Source organism: Nostoc sp. CENA543 (assembly GCF_002896875.1).
Classification (GTDB): Bacteria; Cyanobacteriota; Cyanobacteriia; order Cyanobacteriales; family Nostocaceae; genus Trichormus.
Genome location: NZ_CP023278.1, coordinates 482964 through 507210, shown reverse-complemented (window position 1 = coordinate 507210; position 24247 = coordinate 482964). Strand labels below are relative to the sequence as shown.

At 40.0% G+C, this 24247-nt stretch carries 25 protein-coding genes; 15 read left to right on the top strand and 10 right to left on the bottom strand.

Annotated elements, in window-relative coordinates; genetic code table 11:
• Positions 1-344 precede the first annotated feature (344 nt).
• The 6 genes from CLI64_RS02170 (at position 345) to CLI64_RS02145 (ending at position 8184) form a co-directional block, all read left to right on the top strand.
• Entirely contained in the window at positions 345-2852 is a 2508-nt protein-coding gene (locus CLI64_RS02170; protein WP_103135691.1) for a PAS domain S-box protein, read from the top strand.
• Between the two features lie 378 nt (positions 2853-3230).
• A complete protein-coding gene (locus CLI64_RS02165; RefSeq protein ID WP_103140554.1) occupies positions 3231-3593 on the top strand; it encodes a four-helix bundle copper-binding protein in 363 nt (120 codons plus the stop codon).
• Between the two features lie 249 nt (positions 3594-3842).
• The gene (locus tag CLI64_RS02160) at positions 3843-4640 is read left to right on the top strand and encodes a hypothetical protein (protein ID WP_103135690.1); all 798 of its coding nucleotides are present in this window, start codon (positions 3843-3845) and stop codon (positions 4638-4640) included.
• Positions 4641-5092: 452 nt separating this feature from the next.
• Positions 5093-5659 (top strand): COP23 domain-containing protein, encoded by a 567-nt coding sequence (locus CLI64_RS02155; protein WP_103135689.1) that lies wholly within the window; start codon positions 5093-5095, stop codon positions 5657-5659.
• A gap of 6 nt (positions 5660-5665) precedes the next feature.
• Entirely contained in the window at positions 5666-6475 is an 810-nt protein-coding gene (locus CLI64_RS02150; protein WP_103135688.1) for a serine protease, read from the top strand.
• Positions 6472-8184 carry a trypsin-like peptidase domain-containing protein gene (locus CLI64_RS02145; protein ID WP_103135687.1) on the top strand — a complete coding sequence of 571 codons (1713 nt, stop codon included), beginning with the start codon at positions 6472-6474 and terminating at the stop codon, positions 8182-8184. The genes CLI64_RS02150 and CLI64_RS02145 overlap by 4 nt, the downstream gene beginning before the upstream one ends.
• A gap of 44 nt (positions 8185-8228) precedes the next feature.
• On the opposite strand, the gene CLI64_RS02140 is transcribed toward CLI64_RS02145, so the two are convergent.
• Genes CLI64_RS02140 through CLI64_RS02130 form a run of 3 tightly spaced genes read right to left on the bottom strand, consistent with a single transcriptional unit; the run spans position 8229 to position 9232 of the window.
• Positions 8229-8642: a HEPN domain-containing protein gene (locus CLI64_RS02140; RefSeq protein WP_103135686.1), complete on the bottom strand. Its 414-nt coding sequence runs from the start codon at positions 8640-8642 to the stop codon at positions 8229-8231.
• Positions 8587-8961 carry a nucleotidyltransferase domain-containing protein gene (locus CLI64_RS02135; RefSeq protein ID WP_103135685.1) on the bottom strand — a complete coding sequence of 125 codons (375 nt, stop codon included), beginning with the start codon at positions 8959-8961 and terminating at the stop codon, positions 8587-8589. The genes CLI64_RS02140 and CLI64_RS02135 overlap by 56 nt, the downstream gene beginning before the upstream one ends.
• A gap of 7 nt (positions 8962-8968) precedes the next feature.
• Positions 8969-9232: a UPF0175 family protein gene (locus CLI64_RS02130; protein WP_192881665.1), complete on the bottom strand. Its 264-nt coding sequence runs from the start codon at positions 9230-9232 to the stop codon at positions 8969-8971.
• A 315-nt stretch (positions 9233-9547) separates the two neighbouring features.
• Here CLI64_RS02130 and CLI64_RS02125 point away from each other — a divergent pair, with 315 nt between their 5' ends.
• Positions 9548-9964, top strand: a complete 417-nt coding sequence (locus tag CLI64_RS02125; RefSeq protein ID WP_103135684.1) for a XisH family protein — start codon at positions 9548-9550, stop codon at positions 9962-9964.
• Positions 9952-10287, top strand: coding sequence for a XisI protein (locus CLI64_RS02120; RefSeq protein ID WP_103135683.1), 336 nt, complete (start codon positions 9952-9954; stop codon positions 10285-10287). The genes CLI64_RS02125 and CLI64_RS02120 overlap by 13 nt, the downstream gene beginning before the upstream one ends.
• A gap of 331 nt (positions 10288-10618) precedes the next feature.
• On the opposite strand, the gene CLI64_RS02115 is transcribed toward CLI64_RS02120, so the two are convergent.
• The gene (locus tag CLI64_RS02115) at positions 10619-12028 is read right to left on the bottom strand and encodes a serine/threonine-protein kinase (RefSeq protein WP_103135682.1); all 1410 of its coding nucleotides are present in this window, start codon (positions 12026-12028) and stop codon (positions 10619-10621) included.
• 79 nt (positions 12029-12107) lie between these two features.
• Between CLI64_RS02115 and CLI64_RS02110 the strand changes: the two genes are divergently transcribed.
• Positions 12108-12479, top strand: a complete 372-nt coding sequence (locus tag CLI64_RS02110; RefSeq protein WP_103135681.1) for a hypothetical protein — start codon at positions 12108-12110, stop codon at positions 12477-12479.
• A 161-nt stretch (positions 12480-12640) separates the two neighbouring features.
• On the opposite strand, the gene CLI64_RS02105 is transcribed toward CLI64_RS02110, so the two are convergent.
• Positions 12641-13513: a 4-hydroxybenzoate solanesyltransferase gene (locus CLI64_RS02105; RefSeq protein ID WP_103140552.1), complete on the bottom strand. Its 873-nt coding sequence runs from the start codon at positions 13511-13513 to the stop codon at positions 12641-12643.
• Positions 13514-13965: 452 nt separating this feature from the next.
• On the opposite strand from CLI64_RS02105, the gene CLI64_RS02100 reads away from it, so the two are divergent.
• Entirely contained in the window at positions 13966-15609 is a 1644-nt protein-coding gene (locus CLI64_RS02100; protein ID WP_103135680.1) for a Ppx/GppA phosphatase family protein, read from the top strand.
• Positions 15610-15771: 162 nt separating this feature from the next.
• On the opposite strand, the gene CLI64_RS02095 is transcribed toward CLI64_RS02100, so the two are convergent.
• The gene (locus tag CLI64_RS02095; RefSeq protein WP_103135679.1) at positions 15772-16611 is read right to left on the bottom strand and encodes a carbohydrate ABC transporter permease; all 840 of its coding nucleotides are present in this window, start codon (positions 16609-16611) and stop codon (positions 15772-15774) included.
• A 99-nt stretch (positions 16612-16710) separates the two neighbouring features.
• Positions 16711-17724, bottom strand: a complete 1014-nt coding sequence (locus CLI64_RS02090) for a catalase family protein (RefSeq protein WP_103135678.1) — start codon at positions 17722-17724, stop codon at positions 16711-16713.
• Positions 17725-17935: 211 nt separating this feature from the next.
• Here CLI64_RS02090 and CLI64_RS02085 point away from each other — a divergent pair, with 211 nt between their 5' ends.
• Complete coding sequence (locus CLI64_RS02085; RefSeq protein ID WP_103135677.1) at positions 17936-18553, top strand: Uma2 family endonuclease; 618 nt, start codon at positions 17936-17938, stop codon at positions 18551-18553.
• On the opposite strand, the gene CLI64_RS02080 is transcribed toward CLI64_RS02085, so the two are convergent.
• From CLI64_RS02080 to gmd, 3 genes are all read right to left on the bottom strand, one after another.
• A complete protein-coding gene (locus CLI64_RS02080) occupies positions 18554-19060 on the bottom strand; it encodes a 5-formyltetrahydrofolate cyclo-ligase (protein WP_103135676.1) in 507 nt (168 codons plus the stop codon).
• 177 nt (positions 19061-19237) lie between these two features.
• Complete coding sequence (locus CLI64_RS02075; RefSeq protein ID WP_103135675.1) at positions 19238-20182, bottom strand: GDP-L-fucose synthase; 945 nt, start codon at positions 20180-20182, stop codon at positions 19238-19240.
• Between the two features lie 24 nt (positions 20183-20206).
• Positions 20207-21286, bottom strand: a complete 1080-nt coding sequence (gmd, locus tag CLI64_RS02070; RefSeq protein ID WP_103135674.1) for a GDP-mannose 4,6-dehydratase — start codon at positions 21284-21286, stop codon at positions 20207-20209.
• A gap of 441 nt (positions 21287-21727) precedes the next feature.
• Here gmd and CLI64_RS02065 point away from each other — a divergent pair, with 441 nt between their 5' ends.
• From CLI64_RS02065 to nblB, 4 genes are all read left to right on the top strand, one after another.
• Positions 21728-22072 carry a DUF760 domain-containing protein gene (locus CLI64_RS02065; protein ID WP_103135673.1) on the top strand — a complete coding sequence of 115 codons (345 nt, stop codon included), beginning with the start codon at positions 21728-21730 and terminating at the stop codon, positions 22070-22072.
• 309 nt (positions 22073-22381) lie between these two features.
• Positions 22382-22798 carry an 8-oxo-dGTP diphosphatase MutT gene (mutT, locus tag CLI64_RS02060; RefSeq protein WP_103135672.1) on the top strand — a complete coding sequence of 139 codons (417 nt, stop codon included), beginning with the start codon at positions 22382-22384 and terminating at the stop codon, positions 22796-22798.
• Positions 22799-23033: 235 nt separating this feature from the next.
• Complete coding sequence (locus CLI64_RS02055) at positions 23034-23492, top strand: CBS domain-containing protein (RefSeq protein ID WP_192881664.1); 459 nt, start codon at positions 23034-23036, stop codon at positions 23490-23492.
• A 41-nt stretch (positions 23493-23533) separates the two neighbouring features.
• Positions 23534-24190: a phycobilisome degradation protein NblB gene (nblB, locus tag CLI64_RS02050; protein ID WP_103135670.1), complete on the top strand. Its 657-nt coding sequence runs from the start codon at positions 23534-23536 to the stop codon at positions 24188-24190.
• Positions 24191-24247 lie beyond the last annotated feature (57 nt).

The following is a 24247-nucleotide window of genomic DNA, read 5'->3' as shown; positions in this document are numbered from 1 at the left end:
ATTTCTCAAATCTAGAATTCTCTGACGTAGTTTAGTTTATACATACATATCGGCAGTGGCATCCGTCACTGCCGATTATTTATGCGTATATTTTTTCAGCAAAGTTATTGTTATTAGCAGTAAATGAAACATCTGATTTGGGAATAATACGGTGTGTGTAGTAAATGAAGGGAGTATTGAAATTCTGCACAAACCTTGAAGTATTGGCAAAAATCTGAGGCTGAGGCTGGGAGTATTCGCAGTCCGGCGTAGCATCGTACATCAAAATTATTTTTGCCAAAACGACGGCAGATATTGTCACTTCCATTTCATCTAGTACCGTAGTTATTGGGGGTCATGCTTAAATGTATGCTGAAGCACTAGAACAGGAAATCATCCTTCTAAGACAAGAAAATGCTCAATTACAGGAGAAATTAGTCACATTTGCCCAAGAATCTAGTGCAACTATTACTAGGCTGGAACAGGAATTACAAGAATCTCGGCATTTTTTGCAAGTAGTTTTAAATACATTACCTCAAGGGATTTTTTGGAAAGATCGGAACTTACAATTTTTGGGATGTAATGAACGTCTAGCCAAAGATGCTGGATTGAAATCATCAGCAGATATTGTAGGTAAATCTGACTTTGAACTAAGTTGGCATGAATTTGCAGAAAATTATCGACAAGATGATCTAGAAGTGATTTCCAGTAATACTTCTAAGCTTGATTATCAAGAAAAGCTCAATAGAGAAGATGGGAATACAATTTGGCTAAAAACCAGCAAAATCCCCTTGAGCAACAGTGATGGAGAGATAATTGGTGTTTTTGGTTTTTATGAAGATATTACTAATCACAAGGTAGCAGAAGATGAGCGCGATCGCTTCTTCGATATGTCAGTAGATATACTCTGTGTTGCTAGTTTAGATGGTTACTTCCAGCGCATTAACCTTGCCGGCGAAACAATTCTTGGCTATTGCCAAGCCGAACTACTATCAATATCTTTTATAGATCTAGTTCATCCAGAAGACCAAGCATCTACATTGGCAGAAATGGAGAAACTCAGCCAAGGAGTGCGGGTTTTTCGCTTTGAAAATCGCTATCTTTGCAAAGATAATTCCTATCGCTGGTTATCATGGACTTCAGCAATTCATAATCATTATATTTATGCTGTAGGCAGAGATATTACCGAAAACAAAATTGCAGAAGCAGCACTCCGCCAACAAGAAGCCCAGTATCGGAGTATTTTTGAAACTGTCAATGATGGTATTTGTGTATTAGATTTAGAAACTTGCAAAATGGCTACTGTTAATCCCGCCTTTTGTCAGATGCACGGCTATTCTCAAGCGGAGATTTTTAATTTAATTCCTACAGATTATATCCACCCCGATTGTTTTCAGCTATTTGGGGAATTCTTAAAAACAGTCAATGCTGGTGGTGTTTTTCATGGTGAGGGTATAGATATACGCAAAGATGGTAGTTACTTTGATGTCGAAGTCACAGGAAAACTTTTTGATTACAACGGCAAACCTCATATCCTCACACTCATTAGGGATATTAGTGAACAGCAAGCCGCGCTTCGTGAACGTCAACAAGCTGCTGCCGAACAAGCAAGATTACTCGCAATTTTAGAAGTTACCCCCGATTTTATTGGTATTGCTGATTGTTCTGGTAATACCCTCTACTACAATCAAGCCTGGAGACAATTAAAAGGTATTAATAATGTAGAGGAAATCAAGCAACAAACTATTTCTAATAATCATCCTGATTGGGCAAGAGAAATTATTTTTAACCAAGCATTACCAGAGGCAATAAATAAGGGAATTTGGAGAGGTGAAACAGCAATATTAGATAAAAATGGGCAGGAGATTAGCGTTTATCAAGTAATACTAGCCCATCAATCTCCTAATGGCGAAGTAGAATATCTTTCGACAATTGTGCGTGATATAACTGAGCAAAAAGCAGCTCTCCTCCAACGTCAACAAATGGAAGCAGAACTAATTCAAAAAAACCAAGATTTAGAACAAACTCTGCAAGAACTCCAATCTACTCAAAGCCATATGATTCAAGCAGAAAAAATGTCTAGCTTGGGACAATTAGTTGCTGGAGTTGCCCATGAAATTAACAATCCTGTTAACTTTATCCACGGCAATATTAGCCATTTAGAAGAACATATCCGTGATTTATTGAATCTAATTAATATATACCAACAAAAAAACTTAGTTAACGATCCAGAATTGTATAATTTCATAACAGAAATTGATTTAGAATATATTCAGGATGACTTACCTAGAATTTTACAATCTATTCAAATAGGTACAAAACGCATCCGTCAAATTGTCCTATCATTAAGAACTTTTTCCCGCATGGATGAAGCTGAATTCAAAGCTGTTGATATTCATGAAGGTATTGACAGCACCTTGATGATTTTACAGCATCGTCTTAAAGAACAATCAGAACGTCCAGCTATTCAAGTCATTAGGAATTATAACTATTTACCTTTAGTAGAATGCTATGCTGGACAACTCAATCAAGTATTTATGAATATTCTGGCGAATGCTATTGATGCTTTAGAAGAAGCAATGGTAAGAAAACCCTCTGTGGTTATTAATCCTCAAATATGTATTAAGACTGAAGTTTTAAACAATAATTCAATTTCTATTTGCATTGCTGACAACGGTATAGGAATGTCGGCAGAAACTCAACAAAAAATCTTTAATCCATTTTTTACTACTAAACCAGTCGGTAAGGGTACAGGCATGGGAATGTCTATTAGCTATCAAATTATTGCGGAAAAACACGGAGGTAAACTAGAATGCAACTCTACGCCCGGTAAAGGTACAGAATTCATCATAGAAATTCCAGTGCGACATTAGTAAAGTCGAGAAATGAGCAAAGCGAATATGAGAGCCTTAATATCTGCCAATAAATCTTTCTAAAGAATTGTCAACAAAAAATAACTCTGAAGCTGATCAGATTTTAGGATGATTGCCGGTTTTATCTACCACTAGACATAGGCTAGATAAAACCACATTTTTTAACTAGGATTTGGAAGCACTATTGGATAATGTTTCCAGGATAAATGGACGTACAAATGTGTAGATTATTTCATGAATAACGGTAATTGCATCGGATTAGTGGGGTTAAAAATTATCCCAAAAATAAACTATTGACGACTATAAAAATTGTGATTAATGTTATGGTTAGTTCCTTTAGGGAATCTTCAAAGCATCAAAAAATCGGAGGTATTTCCTATGATGATGATGATGGCTGAATCCATGACTGCGGAAATGCAAGCCTGCATGAAAGCTTGTATGGATTGTCAGAAAATGTGTATGGAAACCATGACTTACTGCATGAGTAAAGGCGGTATGTACATGGACATGAGCATGATGGGCATGATGCGTGACTGCGCGGAAATGTGCATGATGTGCATGAACATGATGATGGGCGGTTCTGAGTTTATGGGACGCACTTGTATGCTGTGTGCAGAAATGTGCGATCGCATGGCGATGACCTGCGAACAAATGAAAGACGACCAAATGATGATGGATTGTGCAATGGCTTGTCGCAAATGTGCCGAAGCTTGCAGATCCATGCAAATGATGCCCGCATAATATCATCTCAAAACTTAGCAGAAGTTTAACTGCAACCTAATTTTCAAACGCTCAGACTTTTTTTAGTCTGAGCGTTTGATGTGTTTTGGGGACTGGGGATTGGGGACTGGGGACTGGGGATTGAGGACTGGGGACTGGGGACTGGGTGGACAAGGTAGACAAGGTAGATTATATTTCTTATGCTCAATGACTAATGACTAATGACTAATGACTATTGACTAATGACTATTGACTATTGACTATTGACGAATGAAACACCTAAAGTCCCGTTCTCAAGATTTGCGGAGTTTGTTTGAGAATAATATCACTATTGAATATGTAGCAGAATCTTTAAAGGCTGTACCAGCAGAAGCAGATGTAGTGGAAGTTTTGCAATGGATGCAGACACAGGATTTTGATGTCGTGGGGATTGAGACGGGTAATATTATTACAGGTTACATTGAACGGGCTAGTTTAATATCGGCTAAAGCTGGCAAATGTGGTGATTATCAACGAGTTTTCCATCCCAAAGAACTCATTGCTATTTCTACGCCATTAATGAAGTTATTACCTATTTTGCAAAATACTCCTAGATTATTTGTCCTTGACTGCAATCAAGTGAGTGGAATTGTGACCTGTGGTGATTTGCAAAAAGCACCAGTGCGAATGTTATTATTTGGTCTGTTTACTTTAATCGAAATGAACTTATTGAGGTTAGTAAGACTTTATTATCCTCAAGATACTTGGCAAAAATTTCTCAAACCTGAACGTGTAGAAATAGCCCAAAGACTATGGCGAGAAAGCCAGGAGAGAAATGAAGCAACGGATTTATTAGACTATCTGCAATTCTGTGATAAACGAGAATTAGTGTTACATCATCCAGAACTGTTACAACAGTTAGATTTAAAATCTAAACGTGCAGGGGAACGTTTTTTAAAGTCTGCGGAACAGTTACGTAATAAATTAGCCCACGCGCAAAATTTAGCTAGTGGTTCTTCTTGGAAAGACTTGATTTCCCTAGCCGCACAGATGGAACAGTTATTGATTCGTTGTGAGGAAATTGAGTGAGGCGATTGGGGACTGGGGATTGGGCTTGAACATCAGTATAAATACTTGGAAACATCAAACAAAATACGTTAAACAATGTGAATATATTAGGATTTAGTTCGTAGTAAGGACTTTAGTCCTTTTCTGTTCGCAAAGCGTCTCGGAGAGAGAACTAAAGTTCTGACTACAAACCTTTAATAAAACAAGAAGTGCGATCGCTCCTCATCTACCAATAAGCACTGACTTTATTTATAATTTTTTGATTAAAAAACCTAATTTTTACGAAAATATCCTAGTATTTTTCCGAAAATCGGTAACTTGAACTTGTAGCAACCCCTATAATAATACCTAAATTTAAATTGAAGCTTTAATTCTTACTCCCCTTCCCTGGTAGGGAAGGGGTTGGGGGTTAGGTCTAAAATCCCATTAAAACAGCCAAAAAAACCTACTTTAATTCCTAATTGCTTAAATATATGCAACTAAGGTCACTGCATCACAGAGTCACCAGCATAACAACATCTGCCATCTTCTCAGCTTTAGCTGTGGGAATCACTCTCACCACCAACAGCCAGCCGAGTCAAGCAAGAGCAAACAGATTTTTCTGCACACGGGAAGGGGGTGTACCTGTCACTAAAGTACGCACCTCACGGGGAAATCAAACCCTGATTCGTTGGGTTGCTAACGACTTTAAAAAAGTCTCCCCTTTACAACGTTGCAGGATAGTCTCTGCTAGATTTCAACGCCACTACGATAACGGCGCACTTTTCATAACTAGCCGCGATAACTTTAACGGCTATCCAGTATTGTGTATTTCTAACCGCCGAGGCGCACCTTGCACAGCAGACAATATATTAGTCACCCTCAAACCTGGAACTGACACTGGTAGAGTTTTACAGCAAATGCTGAGTTTGCGTCGGGATGCAGGAGAATCAGTGATTAATTTAAGTGGATGTCAAGCTTTTACTTATGACGAAGGTGATGTGTATGTTGATGTCAAGGAATTTCTAGACGGTAAAGAGTGTAGTTCATCGACTCCTTAATACTGCATGAACTGGCGGCTCAAACACAAAATTATTTATCTGGTGTGCTTGCTGATTTGTCTTGGTGGTGTTTCCTTTGCACTGTCAAAACAGCAGGGCGTTTCTAGCGAGTCTACCAGAGTAGAGCGATCTAATCGTCTTTCTGTCGAGCAATTGCAAAAATTAGCTCAGACAATCACCGTCAAAATTACCACATCAGAGTTACTTGGTTCAGGAACTCTACTAAAACGCCAAGGTCAAATTTATACAGTAATTACCAATGCTCACGTTTTGAGAACCGCTAAACCACCCTATCAAATTCAAACAGCAGATGGGCGTGTATATCAAGCTACTGTATTGCAGATTACCGATTTGCAGCAGGATGATTTAGCCGTGTTGCAGTTTCGTAGTCCCGATATAGTTTATCCAGTCGCTAACCTCCTTAATGCGTCTCATTTGCGAGTCGGGGATGAGGTGTTTGTGGGTGGATTTATCGCCAATTTAGCAACTCAAAAGCAGTCTACCCCAACTAAAACTCAGTTTGTCTTTACCTCTGGGAAAGTCACCCTATTGTTAGACAAAGCATTAGAGCAAGGCTACCAGATTGGCTATACCAATGATGTGCGTAAAGGGATGAGTGGCGCACCATTGTTAAATATACATGGTGAAGTGGTGGGGATTAATAGCTTACATAAAGATCCCCTGTGGGATACGCCGGAAGTTTATCAAGATGGTTCGCAACCACAAGCCCAGTTGCAGGAACTAATTACTCGTTCTAGTATGGCTATACCGATTAGAAAAGAATTGTTGCAAAATCATCGGGGGAATCAATCATGAAGGCGGCTGGTGTACTTTCAGCATTATTATTGGGCGCAGCAATAGTCATAGTACAACCAGTAGCCACAGCGTTGACACCCTCAGAAATTGCTGATATTGCTCAACAAATTACAGTCCGCATTGATGGCGCAAATACTGGCTCTGGTGTAATTATTGAGCGTCAAGGCAATGTTTACACTGTGGTAACAAATTGGCACGTAGTCCAACTCAAAGGTAACTACACAGTACACACACCAGACGGCAAAAAATACACTTTCAACCACAGCCAAGTCAAACAATTTCGCGGTGTTGATTTAGCTATATTTCAGTTCACTAGTAACGAAAATTACCGTGTCGCCGAAAAGGGTAATTCTGACCTAATAAAATTAGGTATAAATATTTCTGTAGCAGGTTATCCCCAAGGAACATCAGACATCAAGTTTATCAGGGGTGCAATTTCCAGCCGAGTGTCAAACCCAAAAGATGGTTACGCCTTTGTGTATGACATCGGTGGGTTTCCGGGGATGAGTGGAGGCGCGATACTTGATGAGCAGGGTAAATTAATCGGGATTCACGGAAGGGCTACAACTCGTCCAGATACAAATGCTACTACTGTATTGGGTATTCCGTTGAGGACATATTTAAGTCTTGCGCCATCTGTGCAGCCAGTGGCTACTGCACCAGCACCAAAGCCACCAGTATCAACTGCACCAACTCCAAAGCCATCAGATGATTGGTATACATGGACAACACCTTTTGGGCAAGCACCAAGTTCACCAGTTGCAACTGCGCCATCAGCCGCTAACTTTACCCTGGCGAAGACTCTGATTGGACATTCGCAAAAAAAGGTGGTGTATGGTTTTGGTATGTCATTTACAGAAGGATCAGTTCTTTCAGTCGCCTTTAGCCCAGATGGCAGAACTATAGCTAGTGGTAGTTCTGACGAGACTATCAAAATCTGGAACCTCGCCACAGGACAAGAAATTAGTACCCTCAATGGTCATTCTGATTCGGTTAAAGTCGCTTTTAGCCCAGATGGCAGAAATATAGCTAGTGGTAGTTCTGACAAGACTATCAAAATCTGGAACCTCGCCACAGGGCAAGAAATTCGTACCCTCAATGGTCATTCTCATTCGGTTAGGTCAGTCGCCATTAGTCCAGATGGCAGAACTTTAGCTAGTGGTAGTCTTGACAAGACTATCAAAATCTGGAACATCGCCACAGGGCAAGACATTCGTACCCTCAATGGTCATTCTTGGCCGGTTTTCTCAGTCGCCATTAGTCCAGATGGCAGAACTTTAGCTAGTGGTAGTAGAGACTACACTATCAAAATCTGGAACATCGCCACAGGGCAAGAAATTCGTACCCTCAATGGTCATTCTGATTGGGTTAATTCAGTCGCCATAAGTCCAGATGGCAGAACTGTAGCTAGTGGTAGTGAGGACAAGACTATCAAAATCTGGAACCTCGCCACAGGGCAAGAAATTCGCACCCTCAATGGTCATTCTCATTCGGTTAGTTCAGTCGCTTTTAGTCCAGATGGCAGAACTGTAGCTAGTGGTAGTGAGGACAAGACTATCAAAATCTGGAACCTCGCCACAGGGCAAGAAATTCGTACTCTCAAAGGTCATTCTAATACGGTTACTTCAGTCGCATTTAGTCCAGATGGCAGAACTTTAGCTAGTGGTAGTGGCGACGCGACTATCAAAATTTGGCGGCTGTCTCAGTAGCCATGCAATTTTACATTTTGCGTGTTTTAACTCAGACTTGTATTTTAAGATTTTCCAGTAATCTCACTAGGCATAGAATTAATTACATTTTGATAAACTTCCATAGCTAATTTATAAGCCTTTTTTAATTCTCCAGGTGTAGGAATAAAATCTTCCATTGCTTCCATCGGATAGCGATATGTTTGGTTGTATTGACTTAGATATCCAGCCTCTTTTAAAAGAGTCGTAAATTCTGGTTTAAATTGAGAAGCTAATTTGACTAAAGTATTAATATTATGAGTATCCCCTGGCTCTGTATCATGAAAAATAAGAAATCCCTTTAGAGCTTTTTCTGCTCCTTGCTGACAATGATAAATAGCTATATCTGGTAATTCTTGAGCTAGTTTTTGTGCTGCATTCAAATCACGTTGGGCTTTTTTCAACCAAAACTGTATCAGAATGCGTTTTGCCTTGTCCATAAAGTAACTTACCTTCTGTTAAAATTTTTCTGGTCAGAGATGCGGGGACATTTTTAAATGTTTCTACATCGTTTCTAGTTTTAATGAGAATATCGACATCAATCATTAAATCATCAAGAGCATTAATCGCTTGCACTCCCCACTCAATCCTGTCAAAATCTGGTATATCGTTTGATACAATAATACACAAATCTAAATCGCTATATTGATGAGGCATTCCCCAAGCATAAGAACCAAATAAGATAATTTCTTCAGGGTTTAGTAGCTCTACCAATCGTCGGATAATTTCTGCAATAATTGAGTTGTTGATTGGAGTCATATTATTTTTACAATTTATTGAAAAAGATACAATTTGCTACTTCAATATCTTGAGATAAATCTGTTTCGTTATAATGACGTTCAATTTTCTGTTTGCCCAAAATCTGCTGAAATTCCCACACAGATAAATCAGCTAAGTTACGGGCTTGAGCAAAAGTAAAAATATTGTGTGCATATAGCTGTATAGCTAACTCTTGGCGGATGGCTGACTCACCTTGATTTAAAGAATCAGATGATATCTGTAAATTTATTGGTTGAATAAATGTATTCATTGCTCTTTTGCTCACGAACTGAGTTTTTGTAGGTTAGGTTGAGGAACGTAGCCAAATCCCGCAGAGTAACCCACAACTAAACTCATTTTACCTTTTTAGTTAAGCTGCTTACAAGTTCGTAGCTTTTTTAAACGCAAAGTAACGCGGAGGTTAGCGCAGAGTTCCACAGAGTATTTCTCAAGTTAATTTAACGCATAATGCAGCACTATCATACGGTGCGTTAAGGCTAGATATCATTTGTTCACACCCCCAAATCATACTTAATACTTAACGATCAGGTAGAATGATAATACTCCCAGATAAGTAAATTAAGTTATGCCAGCGAAGGATAAATTTCACGATATTGTGAAATTAGCTTTAGAGAAAGATGGCTGGAATATTACCAATGACCCTCTGTATATTGATTTTGGTCAAGTTCAGATGCGTATTGATTTGGGAGCAGAGAAGTTACTCGCAGCAGAAAAGGAAGGTGAAAAAATTGCTGTTGAAATCAAAAGTTTTCTAAATCCATCAGCTATCACTGATTTTCATCTTGCTCTCGGACAATTCCTTAATTATCGTACTGCTCTGAGAGAAAAAGAACCAGATCGTCACCTATATTTGGCTGTTGATATAGAAACTTATAATGATTTTTTTACGCTTACATTTATACAACTTCAAATCCAAGAATTTCAATTAAAGCTAGTGATTTATGATACTGAAATTGAGGAGATAGTAAGATGGATAAGTTAGAAAAATATAGGGCATACATTCAGCAAATTTTGACAAAATATGGTAGTTATAAACCTTCTTATGGTGATGTAGAAGTAGAACAAATATTTGATACTGTACGTGACCATTATCAAATTGTTCATGTGGGTTGGGAAAATAAACGTCGTGTATATGGTTGTTCAATACACATTGATATCAAAAGTGAGAAAATTTGGATTCAATGGAATGGAACTGAGATAAATATTGCAGAAGAATTAGTGGCGATGGGTGTTCCCAAACAAGATATTGTCATAGGATTTCATTCACCTTATAAAAGACAATTTACAGATTTTGCTGTGGGTTAAGAAGTAATGAGTAATGAGTAATGAGTAATGAGTGAAAAAAGTTAATTTATTATTTTGTCTTTTAACATAATTCGATGAACCGGGAATGCGATCGCCTTGACAATATAGATAGAATAAAAATTGCGATCGCTTTACAGTACGGGTTAAATTACATCATCTTATTTTTTAACTGCCAAACTCAGTAAACTGACGTATATAGCAATCTTATAGAAAAGTAGGTTTGCTTGAGGAACGAAACCCAACACCAATATTTATGTTGAGTTTTCGAGATTTATGTTGGGTTGCGCTCCGTTTAACTCAACCTACCTGCTTGCGTTCAAGAAATCATAATTCATTCCGCTTTAATTTCAAATGAATTAATCATTTCCTCAACCACATCTAAATACTTATTATATTCTTTCTCTTCTGCTGTATAGGTGATAAAGTAAGCCTTACCATTTCTGAGTGTACCGATTTCCATTGCTTGCAGTTTACATTCCCCATCTTGACGAGTGTAAGTTAATTTGTAAGCCGGAAATTTTGATAGTGTGGTTGATGGTTGAGAAGCATCTGTAACTTGTTGATTCGGATTATTCTTTTGAATTTGTTTTAATGCTTCACTTTTAAATTCATCCAGAGATAATAATTTTTTAGGTAGTTCATGACTGTTGATTACAACTTCTAAAATACATTTATTTTGCTGATTCTGAGTTTTAGGAACAAATTTAATCACCTCATCCTCAAAATCTCCCCCAGGAGGTTTAATTGGTTGCCAGTCAGTTGAAGGATATTTAATTGTAATGCCAGCATTTACACCATCATAAGTTGTAAATGTAGGTTGTGGTTTATTCAATTGAGAAAAAATCCAGAAAATTACAGGTGTAATTAATACTAATAAACCCGCACCAAACCATACTTTTTTATGTGAAGACTTCCGAGATAAATTTTTTATAGCCTGCAATACTTCATTAACTGATTGATAACGCTGACGATAATCGTAGCGCACCATTTTATCAATGATATTTGCTAGTTTAGAACTAACTTGAGCATGATTGCGCCAGATGATTTCACCTGTTTTTGAATCTGTGGGAAACCCTCCAGGGTAGGGATTTATGCCTGTTAAAGCTTGGATGGCGATAATTCCTACTGCATAAATATCACTCTGAAAAGTTGGTTTACCATTGGTTTGTTCACTGGGTATATAACCATGAGTACCAACAGCAACAGTCAAACTTGTTTGTCCTTGAGCATTAACAAACTGAGTAGTAACTTCCTTAACTGCACCAAAGTCAATTAAAATAATTTTGCCATCAGATTGGCGGCGGCGAATATTTGAGGGTTTAAGATCCCGATGAATTAATTTCTGTTCATGGACAAAATTTAAGACTTCTAAAATATCTTGTAAAAGTTGAATTACTATCGCCTCACTCAGCTTTTGACCTGAGATTAATTCTTGCGCTAGGTCGTGACCTTCTATGTATTCTTGTACTATATAAAATTGCTTGTTTTCTTCAAAGAACGCCAAAAGTCGGGGAATCTGGTCATGATTTCCTAACCTTTCTAGTTTTTCGGCTTCGGTGTCAAACAATCTTTTAGCATTTGTCAAAGTATATAAACTGACTGACATTGGTTTAAACTGCTTGACGATACACTGAGGATTCCCTGGTCTTCCTGTGTCAATGGCTGTGTAGGTAATGCCAAATCCACCTTGACCAATTTGTGCTGTAATTTGGTAGCGTCCACCGAGAATTTGACCTATCATCCCAGTCACCAATGTTTTCTAGAATTTTTATACCATATATGGGTGTGGAGGGCTGTTTCAGCCTAAAAAGGAAAATTTTATGTCCCAACGGAGAAGAGACTCAATTGCGTTAGCTAAAGCTGAACGTCGGATAGAAAGATTACAAACAATTAATTCTGATTTAGATTTTGGTAATGGTTTGTCAATCGCTACTTACAAAACTACGATTGGTGAGTTACGAGACAAGTTAGCTGCTTATAATCAACCACGAGCAATAGTAGAAAAAACGCAAAATTCCTTAAAAGAAGCAGAACGTACTTTAAATGATTATTCTGAGCATATGTTATTAAGTGTTGCGTCTCGTTACGGCAAGAATAGTGATGAATATGAGATGGCTGGGTTAACACGCAAATCAGACCGCAAAACAGCACGTTCAATAGTAGTTAAATCTATGGGTCTGCCTGTAGAGTAAACTTAAAATTATTATTGTCAATATCAAAGTTTTTGAAATTTTATGCAGTTTGTTTTTCTTGTGAAAAGCAATCCAAGTTTGTTGCCGAAGAAAAATATAATTTCATTTTAGGGTTTAACAGTGTTAAACCCTAGTGATTAAAGTTATGACAATCTACCATCCTACAAAGAACCGAGAATCATTCCTGCTAACAAAATAAACCCAATCCAAACATTTTGACGGAACATTTGCCCATAAGCAGGGTTAGGTAATTCTGGTTTTCTTAACTCAATAAATTGCCACAACCAGCTAATAGTTCCGATGGTTAAACTAATCCAAAAAGCTAATTTTAGGTGAATAGCAACACCTAGCCAACCCAGTAAAACGATCGCACCTAAAAAGAACACCCCAATGGCTACAGGTGCGTAATTTCCGAAAAACAAAGCACTGGAATTTACACCAATGCGGCGGTCATCTTCGCGATCGCTCATGGCGTAAACTGTATCAAATCCCAGTGTCCACAACACAGTAGCCCCCCACAATAACCAAGTGGGTAGAGAAATATTTTGTGTGACTGCACTCCAGCTAATTAATACCGCAAAACCCCAGGCAATTGACAACACCAACTGCGGTACAGGAAAGACACGCTTGGCACCAGGATACAATAAAATCACTGGTACAGCCGCCACAGATAACCAAAAACTCAACCGATTGAGATAAAACGCCAGCACTGCTGCACAAGCTAAAGCAATAATTCCAACGACAATTCCCACTTTTACAGATAATGCACGGGAAGCCAAAGGGCGATCGCGTGTTCTTTCGACTTCTGGATCAATATCTCGATCCCATAAATCATTAACCACACATCCAGCCGCACTAGTGGCGAGAGTACCTAAAATAATCACACCCACTAAAGGCACAGGTGGCTTACCAGCAGCAGCCAAAAACACTGCCCATAGTGCCGGAATCATCAAAATCAAACGTCCTTCGGGTTTATGCCACCGCAAAAGCCGGATAATTGTCAGCAAAACTGGTTCTTGGTTGGTTTCTAACATAGGGATCGGGGACTGGGGATTGGGGATTGGGCATAGGGCATGGGGCATAAAATTAGGGAAAAGTAAAAAGATTTTACCTTTTGCCTTTTGCCTTTTCTTCACACATCTTTACATCTATAGAATATCTTTTTTTGATATTTGTAAAAACACAATGTCTAGTGACAACTTCAAACAAGTTGAAATTGTCGCTAAAATTGTAAGCAGCAGGGTGAATATACTTAGATTGTGTAACTAGATAACTTTCAGGGACACAGGGGAGGCAGTCCGGTTTTGGGGTTTCCCCCAGAAGTAGCTGCCATCAAGCAGAAAAAGCTGCGGGAGAAAAAACCTATGCCCCATACCCAATTCCCTATGCCCCATGACCAGTTCTAAGTATGTTGCAACCAATATCAGTGCCAACTACCCGACACACCATTTTTTACCATCCTTCCTAAATACAGAGAGAAACTTAAATGCTGAATTTAGTTTCGGCTGACTATTCGAGTGTTAATACTCAAGTAGTGAAGCAAAACCGGATTATTGCTGCCATTGATATGGGGACAAATTCCCTGCATATGGTCATCGTCAGGATTGACCCGAATCTACCAGCTTTTACGATTATTGCTAAAGAAAAAGAAACGGTAAGATTGGGCGATCGCGATATTACTACTGGTGAGTTAAAACCAGAAATTATGACAAAAGCGATCGCGGCTTTGGGTCGTTTCCAAGAGGTGGCTAAAACCGCTAATGCCGAAACTATCATTGCTGTCGCTACTAGTGCGATGCGGGAAGCTCCCAACGGCAAGGATTTTCTGCATAGAGTCGAATCTGAATTGGGTTTAAGTGTTGACTTGATTTCTGGTCAAGAAGAGGCGCGCCGCATCTATTTGGGTGTGCTGTCGGGGATGGAGTTCCATAACAAACCGCACATCATTATTGATATTGGTGGAGGTTCTACAGAAATCATTTTGGGTGATAGTCAAGAACCGCGCACTCTTACCAGCACTAAAGTCGGTGCTGTCCGTTTGACAACTGAGCTAATTAGTTCTGACCCCATCCTTGATGTTGAATTTCAGTATCTCCAAGCATATGTGCGGGGAATGTTGGAACGTTCTGTAGATGAGGTGTTAGCTAACCTCAAATTTGGTGAATTTCCCCGTTTAGTTGGTACTTCCGGCACAATTGAAACCATCGCCATGATTCAGGCGCGGGAAAAATTGGGTAATGTTCCTTCTACCCTCAACGGCTATCAATTCAGCCTGCGCGACTTGGAAGATTGGGTAAATCGCCTGCGGAAAATGACCAACGCCGAAAGAGCCGCTATTCCAGGAATGCCAGAAAGACGCTCAGAAGTCATTTTAGCGGGAGCAGTGGTATTACAAGAAGCAATGATGCTTTTGGGTGTGGATTCTATCACTACCTGTGGACGGGCTTTGCGGGAAGGTGTAATTGTTGACTGGATGTTAAGCCACGGCTTAATTGAAGACAAACTGCGCTTTCAAAGTTCGGTGAGGGAGAGGAGTGTTTTAAAACAGGCGAATAAATACCAAGTCAACTTAACATATAGCGATCGCGTTGCTGCCTTTGCTTTAAGTTTATTTGACCAAACCCAAGGACAACTGCACCATTGGGGCATAAATGAACGACAATTATTGTGGGCGGCGGCAATATTACACAACTGCGGTCATCATATTAGCCATTCAGCCCACCATAAACACTCTTACTATCTCATTCGCAACAGTGAATTACTCGGCTATAACGAAACCGAAATCGAAATCATTGCCAACTTAGCCCGTTATCATCGCAAATCGCCACCCAAAAAACGACACGAAAATTACCGTAATTTGTTGAATAAACAACATCGGCAAGTAGTTAGTCAATTGAGTGCGCTGTTAAGATTAGCCGTAGCATTAGACAGAAGACAAATTGGGGCGATCGCTCAAATCAAATGTGATTACTATCCCCAATTCCAGAAGTTTAATTTGTTAATTTATCCCACCCACCCCAATGATGAATGCGCCTTAGAACTCTGGAGTTTAGACTTCAAAAAAGCCGTATTTGAAGCGGAATTTGGCGTGAAATTGGTGACTCATTTAGAGAAGGGTGTAAGGGTTTAGGAGGCAGGGGTGCAGGGGGCAGGGGGCAGGGGAGGTAGACAAGGTAGACAAGGGAAGGGGGACAAACTAATGAATTTTTAATTTTGTAGCTTTAGCTTCCCGTAGGGTATTTTGAATTTTGAATTTTTCTACCCAATGCCCAATGCCCCATTCCTTGCTATGTTATCCCTTCACCCCGCTACTAGTATCTGTTGCGACAATGTAACGCTGTAAAACTAGGAACAGTAATAAAACAGGTGCGATCGCAATTACTGAACCGGCAGCCACTAAACGCCAGTCTAGAGAAAATGTGCCGGCTAATTTGGCTACGCCTAAAGGTAGGGTGTATAGATTTTCATCTTGAATCACAATTAAAGGCCAAAGAAAGTCGCTCCAAGAACCGATAAATACGAAAATAGCTAAAGTTATGAGTGCAGGTCTAACGGCTGGTAACATAATATGCCACCATAAACCTAATTCTGAACTGCCATCCATCCGTGCGGCTTCTTCGATTTCCTTGGGAACGCTCATAAAAGCTTGTCTGAGGAGAAAAATCCCGAAAGCAGATGCCAAGCTGGGGAAAATCATTCCTAAATAACTATTTGTCAACCCTAACTGCACCGTCAAAATATACAAAGGTATCATCACAATCTGGAAAGGAATCATAATTGTCGAGACAATCGCAATAAAAATTCCCTGTCTTCCTGGAAAAGATAACCTTGCTAAAGGATACGCCGCCAAGGAGCAGAATAATAAATTTAAACCTACAGTTAGAGCCGCCACCAACGTACTGTTATAGAGATATCGCCCAAAGGGTAAAGCTTGCCAAACCTTGGGGAAATTTTCTACAGTCGGTTGACTAGGTAATAATTGCGGTGGCGACTGTAAAATATTTTCCGTAGGTGATTTTAAAGCTGTGCTGATGAGCCACAATAAAGGGAAAAGTGTAATAATTGCGATCGCACTCAATAACCCATAAATCGCCACCGTTTGCCAACGCGACTTTTGAGTTGTCCCAGTCATTTCTCTCCACTCCAAATTTAAAATTCATTAGTTTGTCCCCCTGCCCCCTGCCCCCTGCCCCCTGCCTTCAATTTCTCATCCCCCAACACCCACAACTCTCTACTCAGCACCCAGCACTTCATAAGGTTGCGGTTCTCGCAAGCGTTGAGCGATTTCTGCTCGCCTAGCTTTTGCCAACTCACTATATAACTTTTTGCGAGACAGATTTACACTTCCTACAGGTTCATGCTCTAGTATGGTATGCCAAGGAGTAAATAACATCCCTTCATCTAAACGTTTCCGTTCTTCAAAATTAAATGTCTGACTAGGGATGCGAATAGTAGCCACTTTAATAAAGGGTGAATCAGTTTCTTCCCACTCTTGAGCGAGATTTTCTATGGGTGTTTTTTCGTCATCTACATAAAACTGAATCAAGAAATCAAAATAAGCCTCTTGTTTGTCTTCCGTCAAATATTTGACTATTGTTTCTCTGAGGTAATTTTCTGATTCTGGTAAATTTTCTGGTGGTTGTTCTGGTTGTTGTGATTTGACACTTAATTTGACAATTTTCTCCCCAAACCGGAAAGGGGACATACTCCAATATTGAATTAAAAGCGGATTGCCGACTTTCTTTTCGGCTATCTTTTGCAAAATATTAGCGGTATAAGCCATTTCCTTGAGTCTTTCTGGAGTCAATCCCCCAGTAGCGACTTTCGGCAGATCAGCATAATCACGAATATCTTTAGTTAAAAATGTAGGATGACTATTAAGTGTAAAATCTTGTGTTTTTTCTTCATCATCTAAGGCCTTCTCTCCATCTACATTCATCACCTTAATACCAATACCCCGGACATCAGGTTGTCTATCAGAGCGCAGTTTTCCTCTGCTTTCCGGCGAACCACCACTAGAAAAACGAATCCAAGTCGGGTAAGTTTGCGGTGTCTTAAATAAGCCTACTCTCAGATGTTCTGGAAGATTGGGTTCAACTATAAATTCTCCCCACAGCAGTCCATGACTTTTAGTGTGGATTTGACGCAAATCGGGGCCTGCTTTTTGCTGTGCTTGCAGACTAGCTGCTAGCACCTCGTCAACTATCACTTCTTGCTCAGTAGTAGATAAGCTGGGATTATTCATATGAATGGTACTCTGGGTAGAATATTTGACCTGAATATTTTTTGATAGCCCTAAAATTTTTACCCCGTCAGGATGCTACCATAAACGCCCTGATTTGATACCGTCCTCCAATCATTGAGTATCAAGTTAGGATATACCCAAGAGTGCGATCGCAACAAAAATGTCCACAACGTGTATGATTCAGACAACGTCCCAGCATCGGTAAAGATTTATGACTCAAGCGATACCGAAACTAGTCACATTTGATGAATTTGCCGCGTGGCGACCTGAAGGCGGAAGATATGAATTACATGATGGGGTGATTGTTGAAATGGCACAGCCGACAGGAGACCATGAAGATGTCGTTGGTTTTATCGCCAGAAAAATCACAATAGAGTTTGACAGATTAAATTTACCTTACATCATCCCCAAAACTGCGCTGATTAAACCACCTCATTCGGAATCTAGTTATTCCCCTGATGTGCTGATATTAAATCGCCCCAATTTAGTCAATGAACCACTATGGCAAAAAGCATCCACTGTATCATACGCAGCATCAATTCCTTTAGTGGTTGAAGTCGTTAGTAGCAACTGGGATGATGATTACTATACAAAACAGGGTAAGTATGAAAGTATTGGCATTCCTGAATACTGGGTTGTAGATTATCTCGGCTTAGGGGCAAAAAAGTTCACAGGCAACCCTAAACAACCTACAATTTCTATTTATCAACTAATTGATGATGAATATCAAGTTACTCGTTTTCGAGGTAGGGAACGCATAATTTCACCCACTTTCCCAGAGTTAAATTTAACCGCAGAACAAATTTTTCATTCTGGAGATATACCTTAATCAACCAATTTCTACCAATCTAGTTTCGGTAAAAACAGCTTGTAGCGGTTTATCCCAAGGTTGAGTCGGTAATTTTGGTAAATAAGCAGAGTCAAAAATTATTCCCACTGTTGGCTTATTTGCCCATTCAGGAGAACTCAACAAGCGGTCATAATAACCGCCACCATAACCTAGACGATATCCTTGTTGGTCACAAGCAACACTAGGAACGAGAATCAAGTCCACCTCATCAGGATTTATAGTGGGTGCATGAGAATAAGGTTCTTGAATACCATAGGAATTAATTTGTAAAGACTCGCTTGGTTGCCAACTATGCCAGTGTAGAGATTGACCAATGCAGCGAGGAAATCCCCAACGATATTGATAGTTGCAAAATAAGGGACTCAGGTCTGGTTCTTGGCGAAAACTGAAATATGCAAGAATTGTTTTGGCTTGAGTGAAGAGAGTAGAAGCTTGTAATATTGTACAGATGCGATCGCTTTTTTCTCGCCATTCTTTTGCAGACATTGACTGACGAGTTTTCAGCAAAGACCGACGCAATTGTATTTTACTTAATTGGTCATTCACGTAAATAGAGGGAAAAGGGACTGGGGACTGGGGATTGGGGATTGGGAGTAGGGAAAGGAGGGTAGGGTAATTACCCAATGCCCCATGCCCAATGCCCCATGCCCAATGCCCTATGCCCTATGCAGCATTTTGACGATACCAATCAATAGTATTCTTCAAACCTTGTCGGAAATCTATTTGAGCAGTGAAATTAAAAGCCTGTTTAGCTCTTTCTGTATCCAGACAACGCCGGGGTTGACCGTTGGGTTTGTCTGTTTCCCAGATGATTTCACCTTCAAATTCCATCAGTTCACAAATTAAGGTGACTAAATCGCGGATGGAAATTTCCGAACCCGTTCCCAAATTTACTGGTTCAGAGTCGTTATAGAATTGTGTACCCATGACAATACCGCGTGCGGCATCTTCTGAATACAAAAATTCGCGGGTAGGACTACCGTCACCCCAAACTGGTAGTTGTTTATCTCCCCTAACTTGAGCTTCGTAAACTTTGCGAATTAAGGCGGGGATAACATGGGAACTACCAGGGTCAAAGTTATCTTCAGGCCCGTATAGATTTACAGGTAGTAAATAAATCCCGTTAAAGCCATACTGCTGACGATAAGATTGCAACTGTACTAAAAGTGCTTTTTTTGCCACCCCATAGGGAGCATTGGTTTCTTCTGGATACCCGTTCCACAAGTCTTCTTCTTTAAATGGGACTGGGGTAAATTTGGGATAAGCACAGATAGTCCCGACGCAGACGAACTTTTCCACACCGCCTTGATGAGCAGCATGAATTAACTGCGTCCCCATGATCAAGTTATCGTAGAATAACTCCGCAGGTTTTTCGCGGTTTAGACCGATACCACCAACATGAGCCGCTAAGTGGATGACGATATCTTGGTGATCTACTGCCCGTTGGCAATTTTCGAGAACGCGTAAATCTAATTCGCGCGATCGCGGTACAGTAATCTTAGCCAAATCAGCCCCAGATTTGCACAGCTGATCTATCACCTGACGGCCTAAAAACCCTGCTCCACCAGTAACGAGAATCCGTTTATTTTTCAGTTCTAAGGCAGTCATATTTTTATCCTTAGCAAGAATTGATCAAAAGTGGAGTGCGCCTAGTTCTTGACGAATAGTAGCAATATCTTGAGGTAGGTGTGAAGCATTACCGTTAGGTGAAGTTTGACCGATAGCTTGTAAATCTGCTTCTACCATTAGTGCTACTAACTCTGGAAAAGTCACTGAAGGTTGCCAACCCAATTTTTCCTTTGCTTTAGTAGCATCACCAATTAATAAATCTACTTCTGCCGGACGCAGATAGCGTTCATCAAATTCTACGTAATCTTGCCAATTCAGATTGACATAATTAAACGCTAGTTCTAAGAATTCTTTCACTGAGTGAGTTTCCCCAGTGGCAATGACATAATCATCTGCTTTTTCTTTTTGTAGCATTAGCCACATAGCGCGGACATAATCTTTAGCATAGCCCCAATCTCTTTTAGCATCTAGATTACCCATGTATAGCTTTTTCTGTTTGCCAGCTACAATCTGTGCTACGGCTCTCGTAATTTTACGAGTTACAAAAGTTTCACCCCGACGCGGTGATTCATGGTTAAATAAAATACCATTGCACGCAAACATTCCATAGGATTCACGATAGTTCACCGTTTGCCAGTGAGCGTAAACTTTAGCACAAGCATAGGGACTACGAGGGTAAAAAGGTGTAGTTTCACTTTGGGGTACTGCTTGTACCAAACCATACATTTCGGAAGAACCCGCTTGATAAAAGCGGACTTCAATCCCTGTACGTCTTTGATAGTCTCGGATGGCTTCTAGTAGTCGCAATGTTCCCATGCCCACAGCATCTACAGTATATTCGGGTGAATCAAAACTCACCCGCACATGAGACTGCGCGCCCAAGTTATAAATTTCTGTAGGCTGGACTTCTTCTAAAATCCGACGCAGAGTTGTCCCATCCGTCAAATCACCGTAATGCAGAAATAATTTGACACCTTCTTTGTGGGGGTCTTCATATATGTGATCAATCCGATCTGTATTAAAAGTAGAAGTCCGGCGAATGATGCCATGTACCTCGTAGCCTTGCTCTAGTAAAAACTCGCTCAGATATGAACCATCTTGACCAGTAATACCAGTGATTAAGGCAGTTTTGTTTTGCGCCATGCTCTCTTGATTCCTTTTTTCCCTGTAACATAATATTCAGGCCAATTTACACAACCTAGCAGCTAATTGCCAAATCGCCTAATGGGAAACCTACTAACTTTCAAAACAGGAGAAGTTGAACGTAAATAAATATACTGAAAATTAGCAAATTAGTCATCTAGTGTAACACTGAATGTACTGGGCTTAAAATTTACTACTTAGTATAATTAAAATTGTCAGATTTAAGCTATGCTGCGCCATATTCCTAACTGATTATGGAGTTTTTGAGGCGAGAAAATCCCATGTAAGCTGTACGGTTACAACTACTCCCAATCGCCAATTAACTTGTTACATTAGTTGACAGGAACACTCAATCGCCAGTTAAGTCAGGTAGGACATAGATTTAAGCCTCATTAGTTTGCTAACAACATATCCAAACATTGGTAGTACCGGAGGTACAAAGTGAGTAACCCATCTAACCGAGTTTCAGAATTTTTTGATAGCGAATCAGAAACAGGCAATTTACTGTGGCAATATGTGAAGTCTTTGAACCCAGAAACAGTTAGCCAGCTATCCAAACCCACCTCTCCTGAAGTTTTTCAAGTCATGGAGCGCAATATTATCGGACTGTTGGGGAATCTGCCTTCGGAACACTTTGATGTTACTATTACAACTAGTCGGGAAAACTTGGGACGGTTGCTAGCGTCAGCCATGATTAGTGGTTATTTCTTGCGAAATGCCGAACAAAGAATGAGCTTTGAAAAGGTGATGCAAGGTACTGAAAGTAGTCATCACGATGATGAATAGTTATTTCATCTTGAGTAAATCCTAGTGAAGTTACTCAAAAAATATCGAACAGCAGTTTCATACGGAATTCTCACAGCCAACCTTCCCAAATTACCAAATGATTACACAAGCGTTAGCAACTTTGGCAGAGTCAGCAGCGTCTCCAAGGCTAACGCTTCTTGTTCGTCAGCAATGACTTAAGTAAACCTTTAGATAAATTTTCGACAGTTTATATTTTAAAATAAGTAAAAACTCGGTAGATATCCTATAGATCTGCCGAGTTTTGTTATTTGTCAATAGTTAATAGTCAATCACTCATAATAAAGCAATATGAACATGATGACGACTCTACCACCACATAAAATTATCGGTGTGGCCGTAATTTGGAATGATCAAGAACAGATTTTAATTGATCGTCGTCGCCAGGAAGGCGCAATGGGGGGTTTATGGGAATTTCCTGGTGGTAAGGTCGAACCTGGTGAAACAGTAGAAGACTGTATCAAAAGGGAGATTTACGAGGAACTAGGAGTATTGGTGACGGTAGGAGAACATTTGATCACTATTGACCACACCTATACTCATTTACGCGTCACATTGACAGTCCATCACTGCCACCTAGTTGCAGGTGTCCCTCAGCCTTTAGAGTGTGATGAAGTGCGCTGGGTGAGTTTAGATGAATTAGAACAATTTGCTTTTCCCCAAGCCAATGGTCAAATTATCGCTGCATTGAAAGGGAGTAGGGAATAGGGATTGGGGACTCATCAATTCAAAATTCAAAATTCAAAATTCAAAATTGAAGAGTGATTGGGGGCTGGGGGTTGGGGACTGGGGACAAGGCAGGAGGGAGGAAACACTAATGACTAATGACTAATGACTAATGACTAATGACTACGACCGTAACAATGTATTAACTGAGTCGGGTTAAGGCACTGAATTTTTTACAATATTTGCAGAGACTGTGATCGAGGGTGTAAGCAAGTCAATGCCTCAAATCGTTGCCGATATAATGAGTCCTGAGCCAATTGTTGTCCGGCCAGAAACTCCACTTCAAGAAGCAATCCACATTCTGGCAGAACGACGTATCAGTGGGCTACCTGTTGTAGATGATGTTGGTAAGTTGATAGGCATTATCTCAGAGACAGATTTGATGTGGCAAGCAAGTGGTATAACGCCTCCGGCTTATGTCATGTTTCTGGATAGTGTGATCTATTTGAAAAATCCTGCTGCTTATGAACGTGATCTGCATAAAGCTTTAGGACAAACTGTTGGTGAAGTGATGAGTAAAAATCCTGTGACTATTACTGCTGATAAGACTTTACAACAAGCAGCGCAAATTATGCACGATCGCAATGTTCATCGTTTACCTGTCATCGACAACATGGGTAAAATCATAGGGATTTTGACTCGTGGTGACATTGTTCGTGCTATGGCTAATAGTTGATTTTTGGCTTTTTTTAAAATTTGACAAATTAAGGTAATTAAATGAGTGTAACTCCTGAGTCTGTAAGACAATTGCTCAATTCTGAGGATTTGGGCGATCGCTTGCGAGCTGTGAATCAAATCCGTGAACTTGAACCGACAAATGCTTTTGAATTAGTACAGGTTGCTGTAGGTGATAGTAACTCTCGTGTTCGCTATTCAGCAGTCAGTCAATTAGATACTCTTGGTACTCAGGATTTAGATTTATCTTTGGATTTATTGCGTAGCCTATTAAAAGATCCAGAGGCTGATGTACAAGCCGCCGCCGCCGATTGCTTAGGCGCGCTGAAGTTACAGTCGGCTTTTGAAGATTTACAGCAGCTTTATCACACAACCTCTGAGTGGCTCGTCCAATTCAGTATTATTGCTACTCTAGGAGAACTCGGTGATCCACGAGGGCTAGAACTACTCAAGGAAGCACTAAATTCAGAGGTGGAATTAGTTAAAACTGCGGCGATTAGTTCTTTGGGAGAATTAGGAGATATCCAAGCAGTTCCTTTGTTAGCAGCTTATGCAACTGATCCTGATTGGCAAATTCGTTACAGGGTGGTACAGGCTTTGACGCAGTTGGGCGGTGCAGAATCTCAATCTATTTTGGCAGGGTTGGTGAATGATGAAGTAGAAGCGATCGCTACTGAAGCCCAAAAATCTGTGCATTGAGTTGAATAGCTCTTTTAGAACTTACGCAAGTTGACACTCCCCTGACTGAATAAATTT